Here is a 26,517-nt window from a genome sequence, read left to right as displayed (position 1 = left end):
GGGCGGAAGTCACAGAGCCCTGCCCGGCCGGCGCCGGTCGCAGATCACTGCTCGCGCAGCGGGACCGACACGTACGACGGGTCGGTCGCCGGCGAGGAGAAGGTCAGCCGCGCGCCGGACGGGTTGTGCTCGACGTAGAGCGGGTCGACCGTGTCGACGACCAGGGCCAGCCGATGCCCCGCCGGGACGTCGTAGGCCGTGGAGAACAGGTCCAGGTCGACACCGAACGGCTTTCCGGGCGTCCGCCCGTGGAAGGTGTACGGCGCGTGCGAGACCAGCTTGCCGAGGCCGAGCGGCCCCACGTCGTAGAGGTAGGCGACGAGGGTGCCGCTCTCCTCTGTCGGGGTGAGCGTGGTGTGCAACCGGGCGGTGCCGCGCACGCGTTGTGCCGTGGGGTACCTCCCCGACTGCCATACGGCGGCCCAGTACCGGGGGAGCAGGGAGATCGAGGCGACCGGGGGGACCCGTGCCACCTGGTCGAGGATGCTGGAGAGGAACACGATCCCGCCGTCGGCGCCCGAGTCGACGTTCGTGTGGACCGTGGTCGTGCCGGCGAGGGCGATCCTCTCGCGGACCGAACCCACCGACTTCCAGTCCGGGTAGCCCTCGTAGCCGTCCGTGGAGCGGGACCTGAGCTGGACGGGCTGTTCCCGGTCGATGCCGTTGTCGGCGCCCTTGAGGTAGTGGTCCATCCAGCGCCGGGTGTCCGTCCACACGTCGTTGGGCACGCCGAACAGGCCGGGGAGTTCGGCGGTCGCGTGGTCGCCGGGGCGCAGTTCCAGCCGCTTGGGGCCGGACAGGCGCTCATAGAAGGCGGCGGACTGGTTGGGCGGGAAGATGGTGTCGTCCCAGGCACCGGCCATCAGCACGGCGGTGCCGTTCTTGTCCAGGCGGTCCAGGTAGCTCGCGGGGGAACGTCTCTCCCCCCAGGCGACGATCTCCTGCTCCTTCGACAGGTCGGAGTCGTAGAAGGCGGAGAAGATCGTCCGCGACTCCGCGCTCTGCCGACCGGTGACCGTGCCCACCGTGTCGAGCACGGCGGCCGCCTGGAGGTGCTGGGTGCGGCCGGAGTAGATCGAGTCGATCAGATCGCCCCAGCCGCTGAGCGAGGCGACGGCCCTGACGCGCGGGTCGTGCGCGGCGGCCAGCAGGCTGATGCCCGCGCCGTAGGAGACGCCCGCCATCCCGATGTGCCGTGCGTCCGCCGGGGTGTTGGCGAGCGCCCAGTCCACCACCCGGGACGCGTCGGCCACATCGCGCGGACCTGCCACGTCGATCTCGCCGCCCGACTGCCAGAAGCCGCGCACGTTGTAGCTCAGCACGACGTACCCGTCGTCGGCGAGCCGCTGCGCCTGGGCGAGGTACTGCACCTGCGGGAAGCCCCAGCTGGTGGGGAGCACGATCAGCGGGTAGCGGCGGGTGGCGTCGGCGCCGGCCGGGGTGATCACGTTGGCCTTCAGGACCGTGCCGCCGTCCCCGGCGATGTCGACGTAGCGGACCGTGCCCGCGGTGGCCCGCGCGGCGGGGGCGAGACCCAGGACACCACCGGCGACCAGGGAGGCGGACACGGCGCCGACGGCGGTCGTGCGCAGGGTCCTGCGGTGCGGTCGTCGTCCCACGGGGCACTCCTCGGCATGCGTCGATGCAAAAGTGACCCGACGGTAACCGGTGGCCCTACCGGAGGTAACCCGTCAGTAAGTTACGTGGGAGTAACGATTGGTTCGGCGGGCAGCGGTGTCTGGGCCGCCCGGGTCACGTCCTCGACCAGCTCGACCACGTCGGGGCCGTACGCCTGTGAGTTGACCACCTTCAGGAGCAGGACGAAGGAGTTGCCGCCGTGCTTGCGGGCCAGCCGCTCGTGGTGCCGGACGAGATACCGGGTGGCGGCCTGGTTGTTGATGGCGCGCTGGCCGCAGAACAGGAACACCGGCCGCGCCTCCCGCCGCTGACCCGCCGTCAGCCGGGCCAGCAGCACGTACTCGGTGACGCCCGCGTCCATCCGGTACTGCTCGTCGCCGATCCGGAACGCGAGGCGGTCCGGCCCCGGCTCCCGGTCGGTGTTGACCCGCACCCCCGGCAGCATCGCCTGGAGATGGGCCGCCATCCGCCGGTTGGACCCCGGGCCGCCCACGCAGAACTCCGTCCGCTCCCCGAACCCCTGCCGGGCCGCGTCCTGGGTGACCACCTCGGCGCCCGCCCCGCAGTCCTTGATGAGCGCGGCGAGCTCCAGCAGTGCGAAGACGTCGTGGCGGTGCACGGCGAGATCCGGGCCGCCCGCGTCGCGGTTGACGACGAGCAGGCACTCGGAGTGCTCCGGCAGCCCGAAGAAGGCCTGCTTGCGCCGGAGTTTCCGGCGCCACAGGTAGGTCCGGGCCGCCCAGCCGAGCACGGCACTCAGGCCGGTCGCGATGACCCCCAGGACGATGTTGCGCACGTCGTCGTTCATGGGCGCGCATGGTAGCGGGCGGACATGCCTTTGACGTACCCGTGTTCGAGGTGTGGCGGTCGTATGACAGTGCCCGGAAGGCGCCTGTCGGGGCCCTGCGAATCTGGCTACGCTGCGCGGACGGTTCCCGACTGGAGGTACGGATGCGTCGCCCTGTCGCGCGGAAACTGTCGGTCCTGGCGGTCTCGGCCGCCGTGGTCACGGTGGGGGCCGCAGCGCCGCCCGCCGCCGGGAGAACGACCCCTGCGAAGGTCCCCGTCGCCGTGGGGTACGGCGGTGCCGTCGCCAGCGTCGACGCGGACGCCTCGGCCGCCGGCATCGAGGTGCTCCGCAAGGGCGGCAACGCCGTCGACGCGGCCGTCGCCACCGCCGCCGCCCTCGGCGTCACCGAGCCCTACTCCTCCGGCATCGGCGGAGGCGGTTACTTCGTCTACTACGACGCCAAGTCCCGTACGGTGCACACCATCGACGGCCGTGAGCGGGCACCGCTCACGGCCGACGCGAACCTGTTCCTGGAGAACGGCGCCCCGCTCGCCTTCGCCGACGCCGTCAGCAGCGGTCTGAGCGTCGGCACCCCCGGTACCCCCGCCACCTGGGCCACCGCACTGGACCAGTGGGGCAGCCGCACTCTCGGTTCGGTCCTGAAGCCCGCCGAGCGCATCGCCCGCGAGGGCTTCACCGTCGACGACACCTTCCGCTCCCAGACCGCCGCCAACGAGACCCGCTTCCGCTACTTCCCCGACACCGCGCAGCTGTTCCTGCCCGGCGGCCGACTGCCCTCGGTCGGCTCCACGTTCAAGAACCCCGACCTCGCGCGGACCTACGCGGAACTGGGCCGCAAGGGCGTCTCCGCGCTCTACCGGGGCGACCTCGGCGAGGACGTCGTCGACACCGTCAACCACCCGCCCGTCGACCCGGCCTCGGGCTGGAAGGCCCGCCCCGGCGCCCTGACCACCAACGACCTCGCCGCCTACCGCGCCAAGCTCCAGGCGCCCACCAGGACGACGTACCGCGGCCTCGGCGTCTACTCCATCGCCCCCTCGTCCTCCGGCGGCACCACCGTCGGCGAGGCCCTGAACATCCTGGAGAACACCGACCTCGCGAAGGCGAGCGAGGTCCAGTACCTGCACCACTACATCGAGGCCAGCCGGATCTCGTTCGCCGACCGGGGACGCTGGGTCGGCGACCCCGCCTTCGAGGACGTACCGACGCAGCAGCTGCTGTCGCAGCGGTACGCCGACTCGCGGGCCTGCCTCATCAAGGACGACGCGGTGCTCACCAGCCCCGTCGCCCCCGGCGACCCCCGCCACCCGGCCGCCTGCGGCACCGGCGGCACGGCGGCGCCCACGACGTACGAGGGCGAGAACACCACCCATCTGACGGTGGCCGACAAGTGGGGCAACGTCGTCTCCTACACGCTCACCATCGAGCAGACCGGCGGCAGCGCGATCACCGTCCCGGGCCGCGGCTTCCTCCTCAACAACGAGCTGACGGACTTCTCCTTCACCCCCGCCAACCCGGCCGTGCACGACCCGAACCTGCCGGGCCCGGGCAAGCGGCCGCGCTCCTCCCTCTCCCCGACCATCGTCCTCGACCGGCAGGGCAGGCCGGTGGTGGCGCTCGGTTCACCCGGCGGCGCCACCATCATCACCACCGTGCTGCAGACCCTCACCGAGTTCCTCGACCGGGGCCTGCCGCTCGTCGACGCGATCGCCGCGCCCCGCGTCAGCCAGCGCAACGCGGCCCAGACCGAGATGGAACCCGCCCTCTACAACGCCACCGGTCCGGACAGCATCCGGTCGCAACTGGAGGCGATCGGGCACTCGTTCAAGCTGAACGCCGAGATCGGCGCGGCGACCGGCGTGCAGCGGCTGCCCGGCGGCAAGTGGCTCGCCGCCGCCGAGACCGTACGCCGCGGCGGCGGCTCGGCCCAGGTCGTGCGCCCGGCGTCATAGCTCCGGGGCGGGGACGGGCGGCTCGGTGCGGAACGCGAGCTGCCCGTCCTCGACCTCCACCCGGACCCGGTCCCCGTTGCCGACCCGGCCGTCGAGCAGCAGCCGCGACAGCCGGTTGTCCACCTCGCGCTGGATCGTGCGGCGCAACGGCCGGGCCCCGTACTCGGGTTGATAACCGCGCTCGGCCAGCCAGTCCACCGCCCCCGCCGTGAACTGCACCCCGATGCCCTGCGCCTGCAGCAGCCGCCGGGTCTTCTGCAGCAACAGCTCGGTGATCTGCCGCAGTTGGTCGCCGGTGAGCTGGTGGAAGACCACGATCTCGTCGATGCGGTTGAGGAACTCCGGCCGGAAGTGGTCCCGCAGCGGCCGCAGGATCTGCTCCCGTCGCGCCTCCTCGTCCGCCTCGCTGCCGCCCGGTCCGAAGCCGATGCCGGCACCGCGCCGGCTGATCGCCTCCGAGCCCAGGTTGCTCGTCATCACGATCACCGTGTTGGTGAAGTCGACGGTACGGCCCTGGGAGTCGGTCAGCCGTCCGTCGTCGAGGACCTGGAGCAGGATGTTGAAGACGTCCGGGTGCGCCTTCTCCACCTCGTCGAGCAGCAGCAGCGAGTACGGGTGCCGGCGCACCACCTCGGTGAGCTGACCGGCCTCCTCGTGGCCGACGTACCCGGGCGGGGCGCCCACCAGCCGGCTGACGGTGTGCCGCTCCTGGTACTCGCTCATGTCGAGCCGGACCATCCGCTCCTCGCTGCCGAACAGGGCCTCCGCGAGGGCCCGGGCCAGCTCGGTCTTGCCCACCCCGGTCGGCCCGAGGAAGAGGAAGCTGCCGATCGGGCGGTCCGGGCTCGACAGCCCGGCGCGTGAGCGCAGCACCGCGTCCGCGACGACCCGTACGGCCTCCTCCTGCCCCACCACCCGCTCGTGCAGATGCTCCTCCAGCCCGAGCAGCCGGTCCTTCTCCTCCTGGGTGAGGCTCGCCACCGGGATGCCGGTCTGCCGGGACACCACCTCGGCGACGGCCTCCGCGGTGACCTCCAGGTGCTGGCCCTCGTCGACCTCCTCCTCGCCGGAGGTGTCCGCGATGCGCTGCTTCAACTCGGTGATCCGGTCGCGCAGTTGGGTGGCCAGCTCATAACTCTCGTCCGCGACCGCCTGGTCCTTGTCGCGGGCGAGCTGCTCGGCCTCGCGCTCCAGTGCCCGTACGTCCGTGCCCTTGGTGCGGGCACCGAGGCGCACCCGCGCCCCGGCCTGGTCGATCAGGTCGATCGCCTTGTCCGGCAGCCGGCGGTCGGTGAGGTAGCGGTCCGAGAGCTGCACGGCCGCCACCAGCGCCTCGTCGGTGTAGCGGACCTGGTGGTGGGCCTCGTAGCGGTCGCGCAGCCCGCGCAGGATCTCGATCGTGTCCGGCACGGTCGGCTCGGGCACCAGGATCGGCTGGAAGCGGCGGGCGAGCGCCGCGTCCTTCTCGATCCGCCGGTACTCCTCCAGCGTCGTCGCCCCCACGACGTGCAGCTCGCCGCGCGCCAGCGCCGGTTTGAGGATGTTCCCGGCGTCCATCGAGCCGCCCTCGCCGCCCCCGCCCGCGCCGACCACCGTGTGCAGCTCGTCGATGAACACGATCAGCTGGTCGGAGTGGGCGCGGATCTCGCCCACGATGGTGTTCAGACGCTCCTCGAAGTCGCCCCGGAAGCGGGTGCCCGCGACCACCCCGGTCAGGTCCAGGGCGATCACCCGGCGGCCGTCCAGTACGTCCGGCACGTCACCGTCGGCGATGCGCTGGGCGAGTCCCTCCACCACGGCGGTCTTGCCGACGCCCGCGTCCCCGATCAGTACCGGGTTGTTCTTGCCGCGCCGGGACAGCACCTCGATGGTCTGCTCGATCTCGTCGTCCCGGCCGATCACCGGGTCGATCCGGCCCTGGCGGGCCAGCTCGGTGAGGTCCCGGCCGTACTTGTCCAGGGTGGGGGTGCCGGTGGGGCGCTGCCGCTCGGGGTGCGCCTGCGCGGTCTCCGTGGCTTCGGGCGGCAGGGCGGCGGGCGCGAACCGGGCCGCGTTCAGGATGTGCCCGGCCGCCGAGTCCGGGTTCGCGGCGAGGGCGCTGAGCACGTGCTCGGGGCCGATGTACCCCGCCCCGCGGGAGCGGGCCAGGTCGTGGGCGTCCAGCAGGGCCCGTTTGGCGGCCGGGGTGAGGGACAGCGAGGTCGGCGGGGGTGCCTCGCCCGGCGGGTGCTGCGCCGGCCCGGACCGTTTGTCGATCTCCGTCGCCAGCGAGTCCGGATCGGCGCCGGCCCGGCTGAGCAGGCTCCGGGTCGGCTCCGCGGCGAGGGCCGCGCGCAGCAGGTGCTCGGTGTCCAGGTCACGGCTGCCGCGCTCGGCGGCGTACTGGGCGGCGCCCCGGACCAGTTCCCGGGCCGGCTGGCTCAGGAGCTGGCCGATGTTGATCTGGCGGGGGCCGGGGCGGGGTCCGCCGAAGAAGCGGGCCAGGAATTCACCGAAGGGGTCGCCCTCCGGGCCGATGTAGCCGCTGGTCATGGCGTTCCGTTCGATCGACGTGCGTGGCCGGGCGGACGGGTGCCCTGGCCGTGCCGGGCTACACCACGATTGCACGTTCCGCAGGGCGCGGCATGTCCTGCGGGGGGCGGTGGTGGGGCGGGTGCGGGTGGTTCGTGGCCGATCGCACGCCCGCGGCGGAGCCGCCTGTCGATACAGCCCCGCGCCCCTTGAGGCCGGCTGTTCTACCGTCTCTCGGTCAGGACCCTGGGGCCGTCCTCCGTGATGGCCACCGTGTGTTCCGTGTGGGCCGCCCTGGAGCCGTCGTTCGTCCTGAGGGTCCAGCCGTCGGGGGCCGTGTGCCAGTCGTCCCGGCCGCTCCCGATGAGCATGGGCTCGATGGCGATCGCCATGCCGGCGCGCAGGCGCAGGCCCCGGCCGGGGCGGCCCTCGTTGGGGACCCCGGGGTCCTCGTGCATGTGGCGGCCGATGCCGTGGCCGCCGAAGCCGTCCGGGATGCCGTAGCCGCCCGCGCGGCACACCGTGCCGATGGCGTGGGCGATGTCGCCGATGCGGTTGCCGGGGACCGCCGCCGCGATGCCGGCCGCCAGGGCCCGCTCCGCCGTCTCGATCAGCCGGAGGTCCGCCGGGCGCGCCCGGCCCACGGTGAAGCTGATCGCCGAGTCGCCGACCCAGCCGCCCAGCCGTGCCCCGCAGTCGACGGAGACGAGGTCGCCGTCGCGCAGCCGGTGGCCGGTGGGGATGCCGTGCACGATCGCGTCGTTCACCGAGGCGCAGATCACCGCGGGGAACGGGGTCGGCGCGAAGGACGGGCGGTAGCCGAGGAAGGGCGAGCCGGCGCCCGCCTCCCGCAGGACGTCCCGCGCCACCTCGTCCAGCTCCCGCAGGGAGACACCCACGCCGGCCGCCTCGCGCACCGCTGTCAGGGTCCGCGCGACGACCTGTCCGGCCTCGTACATCGCGTCGATCGACGCCCGGGTCTTGAGTTCCACCATGCCAATTACTATACCGGTATTAGAATGACGGCATGGTGCGTAACCCGTTGACCCCCGAGGAGCGCGAGCGCGGCGAGCGGCTCGGGCGGTTGCTGCGCGAGGCGCGCGGCGGCCGGAGCATGGCCGAGATCGCGGCGAGCGCGGGCATCTCCGCCGAGACCCTCCGCAAGATCGAAACCGGACGGGCGCCGACCCCGGCGTTCTTCACCGTCGCCGCGCTGGCCGTCGTGCTGGGGCTGTCCATGGACGAGCTGGCCGGGCGGTGCACGCCGGCCGGGGTGGGAGCCGGTGCGTGAGGTGGACGTCAACTCGGCCGGGGCGGGGGCTCTTTCCGGCCAAGGTCGCGCGCGGCGCCCTCCGCGTCCGCTTTGCAAACTCGCCGTAGCCCCGCTGTAACACTGCTGGTGTTTTCTGTCGGGCGGAGTGTTCCGGTGGGGCGGGAGCTGTGCGATGGGTGTGGATCAACTCCCGGGCCGGGTGCGGGAGTTCGCGAACTACCTGAACGGGCTGCTGGCGCGCCTCGATCAGGGGGCCGGCTGGTGCGCGGTGTTCTGGCAGCGCGACCCCGACGGTATGCAGGCCTGCCTCGACGGGCGGGAGATGCCGCCCTGGGACGTGGTGGAAGCCGTGCTCCAGGACCTCGCCGCCGAGTACGGCACCCCGGCCGCCGCGCGGGAGGCCGAGCACGCCCGGTCCCTGCACACCGCCGCGCTCATCGCGTACGACGCCCGCCCCGGCGGCCGTGAGGCGCTCGGCGACCGGCTCGACGTGATGCTCCGCGAGCAGCGCTACGCCGCCGACCGCCAGGCCGAGTTGGGGCGCCTGCTCGGTGCCGCGGCCACGCAGGAGGACGCCGAGGCCATCCGCCTCGACCTCGCCTGGGCCCACGACGACCACGAACGCGCCGTCGCGCGCTGTGCCGAGCTCCGGCACCGGATGACCGAGTGGGAGCGCCGGGCGGGGGAGGGGCGGAGCACCGACACCCGGGCGGTACGCCGGACGCCGGCCGGGTACGGGCCTACGTCATCGACGTACGGCGGAAGCGGGAGCGGAGGCGGGAGCGGCGCCGGGGCCCCCGGTCACGGCACGCGGGCCGACGCGTCCCGCCCGGACCCGTGGCACGGCGGTGAGGCGACGGCGGGCCCCGGCGGGCCCACGCGGGAAGCCGGCGCCGAGCCGCCGCGGGACGCCCACCCGGGCTCCGACCCCGGGCAGGGGGAGGCGGCACCGACGCACGGCAGCCGCCTGCGCGCCGGGGCGGTGCGCTCGTCCGGCGATCACGTGCGGGGCGAGGCGGTGCGGTCGTCCGACGGTCACCTGCGGGGCGAGACGGTGTCCGCGCCCCGGTACGTGCCCGACGACACGGTGCCGGCCCCCGATCCCTCGGGGTACGGCACGGGCACGGCGCTCGGCTCCCCGGCCGCCGCTCGCCAGGGGGAGCCCTCGGCGGGCGCCGGCCGCGCCGCCGGGCCGGCTGCCGGTGTCCTCGCTGAGCCCGCCTCGCCCGCTCCCGCGGAGCGGGGCCCCGCCCGGCCGGTCGGCGACGGCCCCGGTCCCGGTGCGGACGCCGATCCGGCGGAGGACCGGAGCGTGCGGGACACCGCCGGGCCCGAGAGGGGAGCCAGGCCGAAGAGGCGGCGGCGGGGCGGTGCGCGGTTCGCCGGGATGGCTCAGGAGGAGGACGCCGCCGTCGCCGTACCGCCGAGCGCCGGGCCGGTGGCGCCCGAGCCCGCTCCCGCCGCCCGGCGTACGCTGCGCGGCGCCCGGTTCGCGGGGGCGGCCGCCCGGGCGGAGCGGCGGGAGGAGCCGCAGCGGGAGCCGCTGGACGCCGAGGCCCGGCGGGAGACCGGGCACGCCGTGGAGCGGCTGGTGGCGCTGCGCGCGGAGGGCCGCAGCGGCGAGGCGCACGCACTGCTCGTGGAGCTGGCGTACTGGCCGGCCGCCCGGATCCCGCTGCTCGCCGCGGAGCTCCGGCGCGCCGGGCTCGGCGCCGACTGGACCACCCTGCTCTGGGAGGCCGCCTCACTGCCCGCCGACCGGCTGGTGGAGGCCGCGGACGCCCTGGTGGCGGTGGGCCGCACGGCCGACGGCGAGCAGATCCTGCGGCAGGGCGTCGCCCGCCCGGCCGAGGAGATCGGGCAGGCCGTCCTCGGCCTGCACACGGGCGGCCGCCGCCGCGAGGCCCGCGCCCTGCTCGACGCCTACGTCCGCGTCCGCTCCCCGGAGGAGGCCGCCCGCAGCGCCGCCCCCGCCCCCCAGGCCCTCGTCCCGCTGCTCCTGGAGGCCGCCCGGGGCGTCTCGGAGCAGCGCCGCTGGGACCTGGTCCACGCCCTGCGGGTGGCCGGCTTCAGCGCCTGAGGGACAGCGCGCGGTACGCCGTACGCCCCCCGACTCACCCACGTGAGTGTGAAACGCGATCGACTCCGCGGGTTAACGACGATGGTCTTGGCAAGCCCTCCCCGGAGGCTTACGTTCGTCCCTCTACGACCTTCGTCTACGGGCGTAGAGGCTCTGACGTCCCGTCGAAGGAGCAGCTCATGACCGACGCCGTACGTGCCGCACTGGTCCAGGCCACCTGGACCGGCGACACCGCGTCCATGGTGGCGAAACACGAGGAGCACGCCCGCGAGGCGGCTCGGCAGGGCGCCCGGGTGATCGGGTTCCAGGAGGTCTTCAACGCCCCCTACTTCTGCCAGGTGCAGGAGCCCGAGCACTACCGCTGGGCCGAGCCGGTGCCGGACGGGCCGACCGTGCGTCGTATGCAGGATCTCGCGCGCGAGACCGGCATGGTGATCGTCGTCCCCGTGTTCGAGGTCGAGCAGAGCGGTTTCTACTACAACACCGCCGCGGTGATCGACGCCGACGGCTCCTACCTCGGCAAGTACCGCAAGCACCACATCCCGCAGGTCAAGGGCTTCTGGGAGAAGTACTACTTCCGGCCGGGGAACCTCGGCTGGCCCGTCTTCGACACGGCCGTCGGGAAGGTCGGCGTGTACATCTGCTACGACCGCCACTTCCCCGAGGGCTGGCGGCAGCTCGGCATCAACGGCGCCCAGCTCGTCTACAACCCCTCCGCCACCCACCGCGGCCTGTCCAGCCACCTGTGGCGGCTGGAGCAGCCAGCCGCGGCCGTCGCCAACGAGTACTTCGTCGCCGCGATCAACCGTGTGGGAGTGGAGGAGTACGGGGACAACGATTTCTACGGGACGTCGTACTTCGTCGACCCGCGAGGGCAGTTCGTGGGCGAGGTCGCGAGCGACAGGAGCGAGGAACTCGTCGTCCGCGACCTGGACTTCGACCTGATCGAAAAGGTGCGGCAGCAGTGGGCCTTCTACCGCGACCGCCGCCCCGACGCCTACGAAGGGCTGGTACAGCCGTGAGCGACCTGTACGCGCGCCACCGGAACGTCCTGCCGGACTGGCTGGCGCTCTACTACGAGGAGCCCCTGGAGATCACCCACGGCGAGGGACGGCACGTCTGGGGCGCCGACGGCACGAAGTACCTCGACTTCTTCGGCGGCATCCTGACGACGATGACCGCCCACGCCCTGCCCGAGGTCACCAAGGCGGTCAGCGACCAGGCCGGCCGGATCGTGCACTCCTCCACGCTGTACCTCAACCGCCCGATGGTCGAGCTCGCCGAGCGGATCGCCCAGCTCAGCGGCGTCCCCGACGCCCGTGTCTTCTTCACCACCTCCGGCACCGAGGCCAACGACACCGCCCTGCTGCTCGCCACCACCTACCGGCGCAGCAACACCGTCCTGGCCATGCGCAACAGCTACCACGGCCGCTCCTTCAGCGCCGTCGGCATCACCGGCAACCGCGGCTGGTCCCCAACCTCGCTGTCCCCGCTCCAGACGCTGTACGTGCACGGCGGCGTGCGCGGCCGCGGCCCGTTCGCCGCGCTGGACGACGAGGCGTACATCGCCGCCTGCGTCGAGGACCTCCGCGACCTGCTGGGACACACCCGCCCGCCCGCCGCCCTCATCGCCGAGCCGGTCCAGGGCGTGGGCGGCTTCACCTCGCCCCCCGACGGCCTGTACGCGGCCTTCCGGGACGTGCTGCACGAGCGGGGCGTCCTGTGGATCGCCGACGAGGTCCAGACCGGCTGGGGCCGCACCGGCGACCACTTCTGGGGCTGGCAGGCGCACGGCCGCAGCGGCCCGCCCGACATCGTCACCTTCGCCAAGGGCATCGGCAACGGCTCCTCGATCGGCGGGGTGATCGCCCGCGCCGAGATCATGAACTGCCTGGACTCCAACAGCATCTCCACCTTCGGCGGCACCCAGCTCACCATGGCCGCCGGTCTCGCCAACCTCACCTACCTCCTGGAACACGACCTCCAGGGCAACGCCCGGCGCGTCGGCGGTCTGCTCCTCGAGCGGCTGCGGTCCGTCGCCGCCCAGGACCCCGGCGTACGGGAGGTGCGCGGTCGCGGTCTGATGATCGGCGTGGAGCTGACGAAACCCGGCACCGACCGGGCCGACCCGGAGCGGGCGTCCGCCGTGCTGGAGGCGGCCCGCGCGGGCGGCCTGCTGATCGGCAAGGGCGGCGGGCACGACACCAGCGCCCTCAGGATCGCCCCGCCGCTGTCGCTGACCGTCGCGGAGGCCGAGGAGGGCGCCGCGATCCTCGAGAGCGCGCTGAGAAACACGCAGTAGCGGCGGGACCCGCCGCGCAGTCCGGCACCGCCGCGTAGTCCCGGCGCCCACCGCGCCGGTCGAGCAAGGGAACACCGCCATGACCACCACCCTGGAGACCTGGGGCCCCGTGGAGCCCCTGGAACCCGCCCTGTCGGTCCGCCAGGTCCTGTCCCTGGAGCGCGTCCTGGCCGGGGACCCCGAGGTGGTGGCCGGCGCGGACCGGCTCGACCGGCCGGTGCGCTGGGTCCACGTCGCCGAGGCGCCGGACGTCGGCGTGATGCTCACCGGCGGCGAGATGGTCCTCACCACCGGCGTGCTGCTCGCCGGGGACGAGACCGCCCAGGCCGAGTACATCCGGTCCCTGCACCGCGCCGAGGCCGCGGCCGTGGTCCTAGGCCTCGGGCGCGCCTTCCCCGCCCCGCCCGACGCGATGCGGCGCGCCGCCGAGCGCTGCGGCCTGCCCCTGGTCGTGCTGCACCGGCCGTTCCCGTTCGCCGAGCTGACCGAGGAGGTCCAGTCCCGGCTGGTGCGCCGCAAGTTCGCCGCCGTCAGCCTCTCGGAGGCCGTACGCACCGCCCTGACCGGGCTCATGACCGCCGGTGCACCGCTCCAGCGGCTGCTCGACGAGATCGCCCACCACACCGGCTGTCCCGTCGTCGTCACCAACCTCGCCCACCGGGTGCTGGCCACCGGCGGCGAGCGCTCCGCGGTCGACGACGTGCTGCGGGACTGGGAACGCATCGCCCGGCAGGCCGGCGGCAGCAAGGGCGACGGCTGGATCCGTGCCGAACTCGGCGGCCGCGGCGAACGGTGGGGCGAGATCATGCTCTGCGGCTACCGCGGCGACACCGCCGGCGGCCGGCTGCTCGCCGACCGGGCCGCCGAGGCGCTCGTCCTGCACCGCATGCTCGGCGGCGCCTCCGCCCACACCTGGGAGGAGCAGTCCGCGCAGAGCCTGCTCACCGACCTCGCCTCCGGCGTCGTACCGGCCCGGCAGCTGCTGCCCCGGGCCCGCGCCGCCGGGCTGCCCGTCAACCGGCGCACCTTCGTCCCCCTCGTCGTCCGCGACGGCGACCCGGACCAGCTCGACCGCATGCTGCGCCTCCTCGGCCTGCCCGGGCTGGTCGCCGAGCTCGCCGACGGAGCCACCGCCGTGCTGCTCAGCCTCGCCCGCGACCAGGACGCCGAGGCCCTCGCCGCGCACTTCGCGGCCCGGCTGCGCACCGAGTCCGGCGAGGCCCGCACGGTCGTCGCCTCGGCCGGACCGCGCACCCTGTGGGAGGACGTCCCGGCCGGGCTGCGCGAGGCCCAGCACGTCGCCGACGCCGTCACCGACTCCTCGGCCGCCCTCGACCTGCCGCCCGTCGTCCGCCTCAGGGACGTCCATCTGCGCGGTCTGATCCGGCTGCTGCGCGACGATCCGCACGTGCAGGCCTTCGCCGAGCGCGAGCTCGACGGACTGCTCCGCGCGGCCGGCGACGACCTCCTCGCGGTGCTGCGCACCTATCTCGCCACCGGCCGCAACAAGTCCCGCACCGCCCAGCTCCACCACGTGTCCCGGCCGGCCCTCTACCGCCGCCTGGAGGCGATACAGGCCCGGCTCGGGGTGGACCTGGACGACTTCGAACAGGCCGCCTCGGTCCATATCGCGCTGCTCGCGCACGACGCCCAGCAAGCCTGACCCCATCGGTCCCGGCAGCCCCGGGCAACAGCCCCGAAACATGGAACGACCTGCGAAAACGGCGGTGAAACATGGGACTTGGCGGACGTGACACGGTGACACGCCCAGCTCCCCCAGACGTGACACCGTGCAACTCAAAGCGGGCCCGCGGGCTTTCTAAGGTCCTCTCACACCGAGCGAGTGGAGGTCCCGATGAGCAGAGTGATCCGCGCCGCCGTGTTCCAGACGGCCTGGACCGGCGACAAGGAATCGATGATCCAGGTGCACGAGCAGGCGGTCCGCGACGCGGCCGCGCAGGGCGCCCAGGTCCTGTGCTTCCAGGAGCTCTTCTACGGGCCCTACTTCTGCCAGGTCCAGGACCCGCAGTTCTACGAGTACGCCGAGCGGATCCCGGACGGCCCGATCGTCCAGCGCTTCCAGGCCCTCGCCCGGGAGCACGGCATCGTCCTGGTGCTCCCGATGTACGAGGAGGAGCAGCCGGGCGTCCTCTACAACACCGCCGCGGTGATCGACGCCGACGGCTCCTACCTCGGCAAGTACCGCAAGCACCACATCCCGCAGGTCAAGGGCTTCTGGGAGAAGTTCTACTTCCGCCCCGGGAACGCGGGCTGGCCGATCTTCGACACGGCCGTGGGCAGGATCGGCGTCTACATCTGCTACGACCGCCACTTCCCCGAGGGCTGGCGGGCGCTCGGCCTCGCGGGCGCCGAGATCGTCTTCAACCCCTCGGCCACCTCGCGCGGCCTGTCCGCCTACCTCTGGCAGCTGGAGCAGCCGGCGGCGGCCGTCGCCAACGAGTACTTCGTCGGCGCGATCAACCGGGTCGGCACCGAGGAGCTCGGCGACAACGACTTCTACGGGACCTCCTACTTCGTGGACCCGGAGGCGCAGTTCGTCGGCGAGGTCGCCAGCGACAAGGAGAGCGAACTCGTCGTCCGCGACCTGGACATGGCCAAGCTCCGCGAGGTCCGCGACCGCTGGCAGTTCTACCGCGACCGCCGCCCTGAGGCGTACGGCCCGCTGACGACCCCGTGACCTGGGCGGTTGCCCCGCGCACCAGGTTCTCCTCCCGGGGCGCGGGGCCCTGACATCGGCATCTGCGGCTCCGCCGCGTGAGCGCGACCACCACAGACGTCCCGCACCCGACCCCCTACCTCTCCGGAGCCGGAAATGAGCAGCCGTAAAATCATCCGCGGCGGTCTCGTCATCACCGCGTCCGACGAGATCCACGCCGACGTCCTGATCGAGGACGGCCGTATCGCCGCCCTCGCCGCCTCCGGCACCCCCGCCGCCGAGGCCTGGACCGACGGGCAGGTCATCGACGCCACCGGGAAGTACGTCATCCCGGGTGGGGTCGACGCCCACACCCACATGGAGCTGCCGTTCGGCGGCACCTTCGCCTCCGACACCTTCGAGACCGGCACCCGGGCCGCCGCCTGGGGCGGTACGACCACGATCGTGGACTTCGCGGTGCAGAGCGTCGGCCGGAGCCTGCGCGACGGCCTGGACGCCTGGCACGCCAAGGCCGAGGGCACCTGCGCGATCGACTACGCCTTCCACATGATCGTCTCCGATGTGAACGAGGAGACGCTCAAGGAGATGGACCACCTGGTGGAGGAGGGCGTCACCTCCTTCAAGCAGTTCATGGCCTACCCGGGGGTCTTCTACAGCGACGACGGCCAGATCCTGCGCGCCATGCAGCGCTCCGCCGACAACGGCGGCCTGATCATGATGCACGCCGAGAACGGCATCGCCATCGACGTCCTGGTGGAGCAGGCGCTGGCCCGCGGCGAGCGGGACCCGCGCTACCACGGCGAGGTCCGCAAGGCCCTCCTGGAGGCCGAGGCCACCCACCGCGCGATCCGGCTCGCCCAGGTCGCGGGCGCCCCGCTCTACGTCGTGCACGTCTCGGCGATGGAGGCGGTCGCCGAGCTGGCCCGGGCGCGCGACGAGGGGCTGAACGTCTTCGGCGAGACCTGCCCGCAGTACCTCTTCCTGTCGACGGACAACCTCGCCGAACCGGACTTCGAGGGTGCGAAGTACGTGTGCAGCACCCCGCTGCGTCCGAAGGAGCACCAGGCCAAGCTGTGGCAGGGCCTGCGCACCAACGACCTCCAGGTGGTCTCCACGGACCACTGCCCGTTCTGCTTCGTGGGGCAGAAGGAGCTGGGGCGCGGGGACTTCTCCAAGATCCCCAACGGTCTGCCGGGCGTCGAGAACCGGATGGACCTGCTGCACCAGGCCGTCGTCGACGGGCACATCACGCGCCGCCGCTGGATCGAGATCGCCTGCGCGACCCCGGCCCGGATGTTCGGCATGTACCCGAAGAAGGGCACCATCGCCCCCGGCGCCGACGCGGACGTCGTGATCTACGACCCGCACACCGAGCAGACGGTCTCCGCCGAGACCCACCACATGAACGTCGACTACTCGGCGTACGAGGGCAGACGGCTCACCGGCCGGGTCGAGACGGTCCTGTCGCGGGGCGAACTCGTCATCACCGAGCGGGAGTACACCGGACGCGCGGGCCACGGCGTCTACACCCCGCGCTCCACCTGTCAGTACCTCACCTAGGAAGGGTGCCCATGGACTTCGGACTCGTCCTGCAGACCGACCCGCCGGCCTCGAAGGTCGTCGAGCTGATGCAACGCGCGGAGGACAACGGCTTCACCTACGGCTGGACCTTCGACTCCGCCGTGCTGTGGCAGGAACCGTTCGTGATCTACAGCCAGATCCTGGCCGGCACCAGCAGGCTGACCGTAGGGCCGATGGTGACCAACCCGGGCACCCGCACCTGGGAGGTCACCGCCTCCACCTTCGCCACCCTCAACGACATGTTCGGCAACCGCACGGTCTGCGGCATCGGCCGCGGCGACTCCGCGATGCGGGTGGCCGGCCGCGCCCCGAACACCCTCGCCCGGATCAGCGAGGCCATGAAGGTCATCCGCGCCCTCGGCTCGGGCCAGGAGGCGGACCTCGGCGGCACGGTGATCCGGTTCCCCTGGATCAAGCAGGGCGCGAAGCTGCCCGTCTGGATGGCCGCGTACGGGCCGAAGGCGCTGAAGATGACCGGTGAGGAGGCCGACGGATTCATCCTGCAGCTCTCGGACCTCTACCTCACCGAGTACATGGTGAAGGCGGTCAAGGACGCGGCGGTCGCGGCCGGCCGGGACCCCGGTGACGTGAAGATCTGTGTCGCCGCCCCCGCCTACGTCACCGACGACGACTCGCCCGAGGCCCTCGCCCACGCCCGCGACCAGTGCCGCTGGTTCGGCGGCATGGTCGGCAACCATGTCGCCGACCTGGTGTCCAAGTACGGCGCGCACTCCTCCCAGGTGCCCGAGGAACTCACCGACTACATCAAGGCCCGCGAGGGGTACGACTACTCCCACCACGGCCGCAGCGACAACCCCGACACCGCGTTCGTGCCCGACGAGATCGTCGACCGGTTCTGCGTCATCGGCCCCGTCGACAAGCACATCGAGAAGCTGAACGCCCTGCGCGCGCTGGGCGTCGACCAGTTCGCCGTCTACGACATGCACGACGCGCGCGAGAAGGTCATCGACGCGTACGGCACGACGGTCATCCCCGCCGTCAACGGCTGACCGCATCCTCGCAGTCCCCAGGACCGACCCCCCCGTCCCCCCACTCCCGTTCTCCCCTCCCTCGCCGTCCCGGGGGGAGGGGGAGGCGGGGCCGGGGAAGGACAGGCACGCACCCGCCCTTCCCCGGCCCCGCCGGCCCCGCACGGCCTTTCCGGATCCGCCCTCGTTTGATTGGCCTGCCCATGACCCACACCGCTCCCACGGCGATACCCGTGTCCGACCAAGTGACCCGCCCCGACGGACGCGTGGAGTTCGCCCCGGGCTCCCCGCCGCCCAGTGGTCCCTACGCCAACGAGGACCTGCTGCCGGTTCCCGTCGACAAGCGCACCTGGACCACGTACAACTTCTCCGCGCTGTGGGTCGGCATGGCCCACAACACGGCGTCATGGACGCTCGCCTCCGGTCTGATCGCCGTCGGCATGGACTGGAAGCAGGCGGTGTTCACCATCGCCCTGGCCAATGTGATCGTGCTGGTCCCGATGCTGCTCACCGGGCACGCCGGGCCGAAGTACGGCATCCCCTTCCCGGTCTTCGCCCGCGCCTCCTTCGGTATCCGCGGCGCCAACCTGCCCGCCGTCGTACGCGCGCTGGTGGCCTGCGGCTGGTTCGGCATCCAGACCTGGATCGGCGGTGAGGCGATCTACTTCCTCGCCGGGAAGCTGATCGGCAACGGCTGGAGCGACGCCGGGACGTTCGGCGGCCACCCCTGGACCATGTGGCTGTCGTTCGCGATCTTCTGGGCGATCCAGGTCGCCATCATCTACCGGGGGATGGAGACCATCCGCCGTTTCGAGAACTGGGCGGCGCCGTTCGTCATCGTCGGCGCGCTGGTCATGCTGATCTGGATGAGCAACAAGGCGGGCGGCTTCGGCCCGCTGCTCGACCAGCCCTCCAAGCTCGGCTGGGGCGGCGACTTCTGGAAGCTGTTCTGGCCCTCCCTCATGGGCATGATCGGCTTCTGGTCCACGCTGTCGCTGAACATCCCCGACTTCACCCGCTACGGCAAGTCCCAGAAGGCGCAGACCTGGGGCCAGGCGCTCGGCCTGCCCACGACGATGACGCTGTTCGCGCTGCTGTCGGTGCTGGTCACCTCCGGCTCGCAGGCCGTCTACGGCGAGACGATCTGGGACCCGGTCCAGCTGGCCGCCAAGACCGACAACGTCTTCGGGCTGTTGTTCGCTCTGGTGACGGTGCTGGTGGCGACCCTGTCGGTGAACATCGCGGCCAACCTGGTCTCGCCCGCGTTCGACTTCTCCAACGTGGCGCCGCGCAGGATCAGCTTCCGCACCGGCGCCCTCGCGACCTGCGTCATCGGGGTGCTGATCTTCCCCTGGAAGCTGTACTCCGACCCGCAGGGCTACATCTTCACCTGGCTCGGTCTGGTCGGCGGTCTGCTCGGCACGGTCGCCGGCATCCTCATCGCCGACTACTGGATCCTGCGCCGCGCCAGACTGGACCTGACCGACCTGTACCGCGCGGGCGGCCGCTACTGGTACGACGGCGGCTGGAACTGGCCCGCCGTGGTGGCCTTCCTGACGGGCGGCGTCCTCGCGATCGGCGGCGCCAGCTTCAAGCCGATCATCGACGGCAGACCCGTCCCGGCCCTGGAGCCGCTGGCCGACTACGGCTGGGCGGTCGGCCTCGGCACCTCGACCCTGGTGTACCTGGTCCTGATGACCGTCACCGGGCGGAAGGAGCGGAGCTCGGCCTGACCTCCGGCCACCGGAGAACGGCCGGACCGGAGAACGGCCGGGGGGTCCTGGACCTCCCGGCCGTCGCCGTGCACGGGGCCGCTCAGCCGGCGCTCTTCTGGAGCGCCGCCACGGCCTCCTTCGCCGCCTTGATCGCCCCCGTGTTGATCACGTCCGTGCCGGGTGCCTTCTTCGTCTCGAAGTCGCTGCCGTTGTAGGTGACGACGACCAGCGCGTTGGAGACCCGGGCGATGACGGTGCCCTCCCGGGTCTGCTGCTTGTCCTCCGTGGTCAGGTTCACCACCGAGTACCCGGCGTCGCCGAGGCCCGGCACCGCGCCGCCGCCGCTCTTCTCCTTCAGCCGGTCCGTGTACGACGACTCGGCCGCGGCGTCGGAGTCCGTGATCTCGAAGGAGATGTCGAGCCAGCGGTAGTCGAACCCCTTGAGCGCGTTCCAGGAGCAGGTGCGGCGCAGCTTGGTGTCCGTGGAGGGGATCTCCTTGCCTGCCGTCTTGGCGCCCGGAACCAGCGAGCTGATCGTCTTGGCGGCCACGCTCGTGCAGGGCGCGAGAGCGGTGTCGTACGTCTTCCTGGACGCGGCGGCGTCGGACGGGCCGCCGTCGGCGGCCTTCTTCTCCGACTGGGTCTGCTGGGTGCCCTTGGCCCCGGTGTCCTGGGCGTCGGCGTCCGGACCGGACGACAGCACCCAGCCCGCGCAGGCCAGCACGGCCACCGGGGTCAGACGCGCGGTGAGGGCGAGCGGCAGTGGAAGAGAACGCACGGCGCACTTTCGTGGGGGACGGTGCGGACAGCAGTCCGCAGTGCGGACAAGGACGCCAGTGTCACACGACTCCGTGTGGGGCGGAAGCGAAAACTCGCAGTGTGCCTGCGTGGTGACGAAGGGGTACGAGAAGGCACGCCCCTCCTGACATATCGTCGGATTTTTCGGGTGTACGGGGATAAATTGGCACCACGACCAGTCACCCACGGAGAGCCATGCCCGAATCCGCCGCCCCCGAGGCCCGCGCCCGCACCCTGCTGGGCCGCCCCAAGCTGTGGCTGCTGCCCACGGTCCTGACCGGACTGCTCGCCCTGCTGCTGTCCCTCCTCTACATGGGTGGCATCGTCAACCCCAACGGCGACCTGCGCGACCTGCCCGTCGCCCTCGTCAACAGCGACACGGGCGCCCCGCCCGCCGGGCAGCGGCAGAACCTGGGCACCCAGGTCGCCGCCGCCATCGCCGCCGACACCGGGGGCGGCTCGGTCGACTGGCGCCTCCTCGGCCGCGCCGAGGCCCAGGACGAACTGGACTCCGGGAAGGTGTACGGCGCGCTCGTCATCCCCGCCGACTTCACCGACTCCCTCACCGCGCTCACCACCTCCCACGCCACCGTGCGGCCGACGATCACCACCCTCACCAACCCCGGCAAGGGCAGCCTCGGCTCCTCCCTGGCGAGCCAGATCACCACCAAGGCGGCCCACCAGGTCTCCCTGACCATCGGCAGGCAACTCACCGCCGCCGCCCCGGCCGCCGACTCCACGACCGCCCTGCTGCTCGCCGACCCCGTGAACGTCGTCACCCGGGTCGGGCACCCCATCGGTACCCACAGCGGTCTCGGTCTGACCGCCTTCTACTACACCCTCCTCCTCGTCCTCGCCGGCTTCATGGGCGGCAACGTCATCAGCAACGGCGTGGACACCGCCCTCGGTTACGCCGACAACGAGATCGGCCCCTGGCACACCCGCCGCCCCACCGTGCCGATCGACCGCACCCAGACCCTGCTGCTGAAGATGGCGATGACCGCCGGCATCACCCTCGTCAGCGTGTCGCTGGTGATGCTCGCCTGTGTGGCGATCCTGGACATGGACGCCTCGCACCTGCCCCTGCTGTGGATCTACTCCTACTGCGCCAGCCTCGCCGTCGGCCTCGGCGTCCAGGCCATCAACGCGGCCTTCGGCGGCATCGGCCAGCTGGTGTCCCTGTTCGTCTTCATCGTCCTCGGCCTGCCGTCCTCCGGCGCCACCGTCCCCCTCCAGGCGGTGCCCGACTTCTACCGCTTCCTGTCGAACTTCGAGCCCATGCGCCAGCTCAGCGACGGCGTCCGCGCCATCCTCTTCTTCGACGCGCGCGGCGACGCCGGACTGACCCGCTCCTGGGTCATGATCGCGATCGGCACGGCCCTCGCCCTCGTCTTCGGCTTCTCGATGACCCGCTACTACGACCGCAAGGGCCACAAACGCCTCACCCCGCAACCCGCGTGATCCCGGCCCGGGCCGGATAGCCTGCCGCGATGAGCTTCACCACCCGCCCCACCCTCCAGGGCACCTTCGGCATGGTGTCGTCCACGCACTGGCTGGCCTCGCAGTGCGCGATGGCCGTCCTGGAGGACGGCGGCAACGCCTGTGACGCCGCCGTCGCCGGGGCGTTCGTCCTGCACGTCGTCGAGCCGCACCTCAACGGCCCCGCCGGCGAGGTCCCGATCCTGCTCGCCCCGGCCGGCGGCGGCGTCCGCGTGCTGTGCGGGCAGGGCGTCGCACCCGCCGGCGCCACGGTCGCCCACTACCGCGGCCTCGGCCTGGACCTCGTCCCCGGCACCGGCCCGCTGGCCGCCGCCGTGCCCGGCGCGTTCGACGCCTGGATGGTCCTGCTGCGCGACCACGGCACCAAGGACCTCGCCGACGTCCTCGCGTACGCCGTCGGATACGCCGAGCACGGGCACGCGCCCGTCGAGAACCTCGGTGCCACCGTCGAGACGGTACGGGAACTCTTCGAGACGGAGTGGACCTCGTCGGCTCAGGTGTACCTGCCCGGCGGCCGGGCGCCCCGGCCCGGCGCGCTCTTCCGCAACCCCGCCCTCGCCGCCACCTGGCGACGGCTCCTCGCCGAGACCGCCGGGGCCGGGGACCGCGAGGCGCGCATCGAGGCCGCGCGGGAGGTGTGGCGCACCGGCTTCGTCGCCGAGGCGCTGCTCCGCCAGGCCGCCCGGCCCACCCTGGACACCAGCGGCGCGCACCACGCCGGCACCCTCACCGCCGCCGACCTCGCCGGCTGGTCCGCGACCTACGAGACACCGGCGACGTACGACTGGAACGGCTGGACCCTGTGCAAGGCCGGCCCGTGGAGCCAGGGCCCGGCGTTCCTCCAGCAGCTCGCCCTGCTCCCGCCCGAACTGCCCCCGTACGGCTCCGCGGAGTACGTCCATCTCCTGGTCGAGGGCTGCAAGCTCGCCATGGCCGACCGCGAGGCCTGGTACGGCGACGCGGCCGAGGTGCCGTTGACCGACCTGCTCTCGGACCACTACAACGCGGGGCGCCGCGCGCTCGTCGGTGACAAGGCGTCGTACGAGCTGCGCCCGGGCAGCCCCGGCGGACGCCCGCCCCGGCTCGGCGCGCAGGCGCTGAGGGTGCTCTCCCCGGACCCGGGGTCCGGCCCGATGGGCGTCGGCGAACCGACCGTCGCGCTGTCGGCCGGCGGCGAGCCGCAGGTCACCGGGGACGGCCTCACCCGGGGCGACACCTGCCACCTCGACGTCGTCGACCGCTGGGGCACCATGGTCGCGGCCACGCCCAGCGGCGGCTGGCTCCAGTCCAACCCGGTCGTCCCGGAGCTGGGTTTCCCGCTCGGCACCCGGTTGCAGATGACCTGGCTGGAGGAGGGGCTGCCCAACTCCCTCACCCCCGGCCGCCGCCCCCGCACCACCCTCACCCCCTCCCTGGCCCTGCGCGACGGGGTGCCGGTGCTGGCCTTCGGCACCCCCGGCGGCGATCAGCAGGACCAGTGGCAACTGCACTTCTTCCTCGCCCTCGCCCACCACGCGCGCGTGCGCGGCGGCCTCGACCTCCAGGGCGCGATCGACGCCCCGAACTGGCACACCGACTCCTTCCCCTCCTCCTTCTACCCGCGCGGCATGCGGCCGGGCAGCGTCACCGTCGAGTCGCGGACGCCGGCCGAGGTGGTGGAGGGCCTGCGCCGGCGCGGCCACGACGTGGGCGTCGGCGCGCCCTGGTCCGAGGGGCGGCTGTGCGCCGTCGCCCGCGACCCGCGGACCGGCATCCTGTCGGCCGCGGCGAACCCGCGCGGGATGCAGGGGTACGCGGTGGGCCGCTGACCGCGGCCGACTGCCGCCCGACGGCCGTGGGTGAGCCGTGCGGGCCGCACCCGTTCTTCATCCCGATTCCGCCCGGAGTGCACCGGCCGGGTCCGGATTGTCAGTGGGGCGTGCTCTCATGGAGGCATGATCCAAGACAACGAACCCCTCGACGGCTTCGGCGCGTTTCTCGCCCGTCACTCGGCCGACGTGGAGGAAGCGGTCCGCAAGGCCGCCGCGGCCGAGATCATGCCCCGCTTCCGGCAGCTCGCCGACCACGAGGTCGACCGGAAGAGCGGTCCCCACGACCTGGTGACCGACGCCGACCGGGGCGCCGAGCTGTTCCTCACCGGGGTCCTCGGTGCCCTGCTGCCGGGCTCGGCGGTCGTCGGCGAGGAGGCGGTCCACGCCGATCCGGCGTCGTACGAGGCGATCCGGCGCGACGCACCGGTGTGGATCGTCGACCCGGTCGACGGCACCCGGCAGTTCGTCCGCGGCGAGGAGGGCTTCTGCACCCTGGTCGCCCTGGTCCACCGCGGTGTCCTCCTCGCCTCCTGGACCTACGCCCCGGCCCAGGACCGGCTCGCCACCGCGGTGCGCGGCGGCGGCGCCTTCCTCGACGGCGAGCGGCTGTTCGCCGGACCGCCCGCGCCCGGCCGCGACCTGGTGGTGGCCACGTCGCACCCGGACTACACCACCGACGACCAGAAGCGCGCCCTGCTCGCGCTGCGCACGGAGGGCGTCGCCCCCCGCCCCTGCGGATCGGCCGGGCTGGAGTATCTCGCCATAGCCCGGGGCGAGTTGGACGCGACCGCCTTCTGCTGGGAGGCCGCGTGGGACCACGCGGCCGGACTGCTGCTGGTCGAGGAGGCGGGCGGCGCCCATCTGACCCGCAGCGGTGAGCCGTTCCGCATCACCGGCGGCAACTCCCTGCCCTTCACGGCCGCCCGCGACGCGACCACCGCCCGCCACGTGGCACACCTCCTGGCGGGCGGACCGGCTGCCGCGGGCTGACCGGCCGACGGGCCGGCCGTCCACTGCGGGCTGCCCGTCCACTGCGGGCTGCCCGTCCGCGGCAGACCGCCCGTCCGCGGTGGGTCGACCGGCCCGCGCGGGCTGACTGTCCTCCGCGGGCCGGCCGTGGGTGGTGGGTCGACCGGCCTTCACAGGTCGATCGTCGACCGTGGGCCGACCCCGGGCCGACCGTCGCCGCCGGGGCAGTCGTCGCTGCCGGGCCGGCCGTCGGCGGTGGGTCGGGCGTCGGCCGTCGGCGGCGGGGCGACCGGCGCTGCTGACCGGGGCCGGGGGCGGCAGGCGCGGCGTCCGTCGGTGTCGGGGCGGGGGCCGGGGGCGGGTGCCCTCGGCGGGGTGTCGTACCCCCGGCATATCCTGAACCCGGAGGCCGCCGGGCTGCGGGGGCCGCCCGCTGACGAAGGGGTCGGAAGTGCCGTCGATGCTCGATGCGGTCGTGGTGGGGGCGGGGCCCAACGGGCTCACCGCCGCAGTGGAGCTGGCCCGGCGCGGCTTCTCCGTGGCGCTGTTCGAGGCCCGCGAGACGGTGGGCGGGGGATGCCGCACCGAGGAGCTCACCCTTCCCGGCTTCCGGCACGACCCCTGTGCCGCCGCCCACCCCCTCGGCATCAACTCACCCGCGTTCCGCGCCCTGCCCCTCCAGCGGTACGGCCTGGAGTGGCTGCACGCCGAGCTGCCCATGGCGCACCCGTTCCCCGACGGCACCGCCGCCGTGCTCTCCCGCTCGGTCGCCGAGACCGCCGCCTCCTTCGGCCCGCGCGACGCCGGCACCTACCGCCGGCTCGTCGAGCCGTTCCTGCCCCACTGGGACACCCTCGTCCGCGACTTCATGTCGCTGCCGCTCACCGCGCTCCCGCGCGACCCGGTCACCCTGGCCCGCTTCGGCCTGGCCGGGCTGCCCCCGTCCACCTGGCTGATGCGCCGCTTCCGCGACGAGCAGGCCAGGACCCTCCTCGCCGGACTCGTCGCCCATGTCATGGCCCCGCTCGGCGGCCTCGCCACCGGCGCCGTCGGCCTGGTCTTCGCCCTCGCCGCGCACGCCCGCGGCTGGCCGGTCGCTCGCGGCGGCTCCCAGGCCGTCTCCGACGCCCTCGCCGCGTATCTGAAGGACCTCGGCGGCAGCGTCCACACCGACTACGAGGTCAAGCGCCTCGACGACCTGCCCCCGGCCCGCGCCTACGTCTTCGACACCACCCCCACCGCCCTCGCCCGTATCGCCGGATTCGGCAACCACTACGACCGCTTCCGCTACGGCGCCGCCGCCTTCAAGGTCGACTACGCGCTCGACGGCCCGGTCCCCTGGACCGCGCCCGAGGCCCGCGTGGCCGGGACCGTGCAGATCGCCGCCGACAGCACCGAGATCCGCACCGCCCTGCGCGCCGCGTCCCAGGAGGGCCGCGCACCCGAGCGCCCCTTCCTGATCACGGTCCAGCCCGGAGTCGTCGACCCCACCCGCGCCCCGGCGGGCAAGCAGGTCTTCTGGGCCTACGGGCATGTGCCCAACGGCTGGACCGGCGACCTCACCGACGCCGTCGAACGCCAACTGGAGCGCTTCGCACCGGGATTCCGCGACCGCGTCCTCGCCCGCGCGATCGCGGGACCGGCCGAACTCGCCGCCCGCAACGCCAACTACGTCGGCGGCGACATCGCCTCCGGTGCCGCCACCGGCCTTCAACTCCTGCTGCGCCCCAAGCTCTCCCTGCGCCCGTACGCCACCCCGCACCCGGCGGTGTTCCTCTGCTCCTCGTCGACCCCGCCGGGCCCCGGCGTCCACGGCATGTCGGGCCACAACGCGGCGAAGGCGGTGTGGCGCAGGCTGCGCGCCCAGTCCTGACACCCGCAGAAATGCGCGGGGCGGCCGGGGCGGCCGG

Annotated in this window: 19 protein-coding genes; 14 read left to right on the top strand and 5 right to left on the bottom strand. The window is 73.1% G+C overall.

Annotated features, from left to right (window positions below; all coding sequences use genetic code 11):
* Nucleotides 1-44: 44 nt before the first annotated feature.
* Nucleotides 45-1,619: a CocE/NonD family hydrolase gene (locus U5640_RS06630; RefSeq protein WP_340374855.1), complete on the bottom strand. Its 1,575-nt coding sequence runs from the start codon at nt 1,617-1,619 to the stop codon at nt 45-47.
* Nucleotides 1,620-1,699: 80 nt separating this feature from the next.
* On the bottom strand, nt 1,700-2,446 hold the full coding sequence (locus tag U5640_RS06625; RefSeq protein WP_340374854.1) for a hypothetical protein: 747 nt from the start codon (nt 2,444-2,446) through the stop codon (nt 1,700-1,702).
* 143 nt (nt 2,447-2,589) lie between these two features.
* Here U5640_RS06625 and ggt point away from each other — a divergent pair, with 143 nt between their 5' ends.
* Nucleotides 2,590-4,401, top strand: a complete 1,812-nt coding sequence (gene ggt, locus U5640_RS06620; protein WP_340374853.1) for a gamma-glutamyltransferase — start codon at nt 2,590-2,592, stop codon at nt 4,399-4,401.
* Here ggt and U5640_RS06615 read toward each other — a convergent pair.
* On the bottom strand, nt 4,396-6,933 hold the full coding sequence (locus U5640_RS06615; protein WP_340374852.1) for an ATP-dependent Clp protease ATP-binding subunit: 2,538 nt from the start codon (nt 6,931-6,933) through the stop codon (nt 4,396-4,398). The genes ggt and U5640_RS06615 overlap by 6 nt on opposite strands.
* 203 nt (nt 6,934-7,136) lie before the next feature.
* Nucleotides 7,137-7,907: a type I methionyl aminopeptidase gene (gene map, locus U5640_RS06610; protein WP_340374851.1), complete on the bottom strand. Its 771-nt coding sequence runs from the start codon at nt 7,905-7,907 to the stop codon at nt 7,137-7,139.
* 32 nt (nt 7,908-7,939) lie between these two features.
* Here map and U5640_RS06605 point away from each other — a divergent pair, with 32 nt between their 5' ends.
* The 9 genes from U5640_RS06605 to U5640_RS06565 all read left to right on the top strand — a co-directional run bounded on the left by U5640_RS06605 (nt 7,940) and on the right by U5640_RS06565 (nt 19,547).
* Nucleotides 7,940-8,203, top strand: a complete 264-nt coding sequence (locus tag U5640_RS06605; protein ID WP_340374850.1) for a helix-turn-helix transcriptional regulator — start codon at nt 7,940-7,942, stop codon at nt 8,201-8,203.
* A gap of 154 nt (nt 8,204-8,357) precedes the next feature.
* Entirely contained in the window at nt 8,358-10,265 is a 1,908-nt protein-coding gene (locus U5640_RS06600) for a hypothetical protein (protein WP_340374849.1), read from the top strand.
* Between the two features lie 179 nt (nt 10,266-10,444).
* The gene (locus U5640_RS06595) at nt 10,445-11,287 is read left to right on the top strand and encodes a nitrilase-related carbon-nitrogen hydrolase (protein ID WP_340374848.1); all 843 of its coding nucleotides are present in this window, start codon (nt 10,445-10,447) and stop codon (nt 11,285-11,287) included.
* Nucleotides 11,284-12,567, top strand: coding sequence for an aspartate aminotransferase family protein (locus U5640_RS06590; protein ID WP_340374847.1), 1,284 nt, complete (start codon nt 11,284-11,286; stop codon nt 12,565-12,567). The genes U5640_RS06595 and U5640_RS06590 overlap by 4 nt, the downstream gene beginning before the upstream one ends.
* A gap of 79 nt (nt 12,568-12,646) precedes the next feature.
* Nucleotides 12,647-14,230, top strand: a complete 1,584-nt coding sequence (locus U5640_RS06585; protein ID WP_340374846.1) for a PucR family transcriptional regulator — start codon at nt 12,647-12,649, stop codon at nt 14,228-14,230.
* Nucleotides 14,231-14,422: 192 nt separating this feature from the next.
* Nucleotides 14,423-15,265, top strand: coding sequence for a nitrilase-related carbon-nitrogen hydrolase (locus tag U5640_RS06580; RefSeq protein WP_340374845.1), 843 nt, complete (start codon nt 14,423-14,425; stop codon nt 15,263-15,265).
* A gap of 135 nt (nt 15,266-15,400) precedes the next feature.
* Entirely contained in the window at nt 15,401-16,804 is a 1,404-nt protein-coding gene (hydA, locus tag U5640_RS06575; RefSeq protein ID WP_067246198.1) for a dihydropyrimidinase, read from the top strand.
* 11 nt (nt 16,805-16,815) lie between these two features.
* Entirely contained in the window at nt 16,816-17,835 is a 1,020-nt protein-coding gene (locus U5640_RS06570; RefSeq protein ID WP_340374844.1) for a TIGR03842 family LLM class F420-dependent oxidoreductase, read from the top strand.
* Nucleotides 17,836-18,017: 182 nt separating this feature from the next.
* On the top strand, nt 18,018-19,547 hold the full coding sequence (locus U5640_RS06565) for an NCS1 family nucleobase:cation symporter-1 (protein ID WP_340374843.1): 1,530 nt from the start codon (nt 18,018-18,020) through the stop codon (nt 19,545-19,547).
* A gap of 82 nt (nt 19,548-19,629) precedes the next feature.
* On the opposite strand, the gene U5640_RS06560 is transcribed toward U5640_RS06565, so the two are convergent.
* Nucleotides 19,630-20,307, bottom strand: a complete 678-nt coding sequence (locus U5640_RS06560) for a hypothetical protein (RefSeq protein ID WP_340374842.1) — start codon at nt 20,305-20,307, stop codon at nt 19,630-19,632.
* Nucleotides 20,308-20,522: 215 nt separating this feature from the next.
* Here U5640_RS06560 and U5640_RS06555 point away from each other — a divergent pair, with 215 nt between their 5' ends.
* The 4 genes from U5640_RS06555 to U5640_RS06540 all read left to right on the top strand — a co-directional run bounded on the left by U5640_RS06555 (nt 20,523) and on the right by U5640_RS06540 (nt 26,480).
* Nucleotides 20,523-21,788 carry a DUF3533 domain-containing protein gene (locus tag U5640_RS06555; RefSeq protein WP_340374841.1) on the top strand — a complete coding sequence of 422 codons (1,266 nt, stop codon included), beginning with the start codon at nt 20,523-20,525 and terminating at the stop codon, nt 21,786-21,788.
* A 29-nt stretch (nt 21,789-21,817) separates the two neighbouring features.
* Complete coding sequence (locus U5640_RS06550) at nt 21,818-23,635, top strand: gamma-glutamyltransferase (RefSeq protein WP_340374840.1); 1,818 nt, start codon at nt 21,818-21,820, stop codon at nt 23,633-23,635.
* Between the two features lie 126 nt (nt 23,636-23,761).
* On the top strand, nt 23,762-24,628 hold the full coding sequence (locus U5640_RS06545; RefSeq protein WP_340374839.1) for an inositol monophosphatase family protein: 867 nt from the start codon (nt 23,762-23,764) through the stop codon (nt 24,626-24,628).
* 439 nt (nt 24,629-25,067) lie between these two features.
* Nucleotides 25,068-26,480: an NAD(P)/FAD-dependent oxidoreductase gene (locus U5640_RS06540; RefSeq protein ID WP_340374838.1), complete on the top strand. Its 1,413-nt coding sequence runs from the start codon at nt 25,068-25,070 to the stop codon at nt 26,478-26,480.
* Nucleotides 26,481-26,517: the final 37 nt, after the last annotated feature.

This window comes from Streptomyces sp. SS7 (assembly GCF_037993025.1).
Lineage (GTDB): Bacteria > Actinomycetota > Actinomycetes > Streptomycetales > Streptomycetaceae > Streptomyces.
The sequence above is the reverse complement of the archived record's forward strand: the minus strand, read 5'-3'. Positions and strand labels throughout refer to the sequence as shown.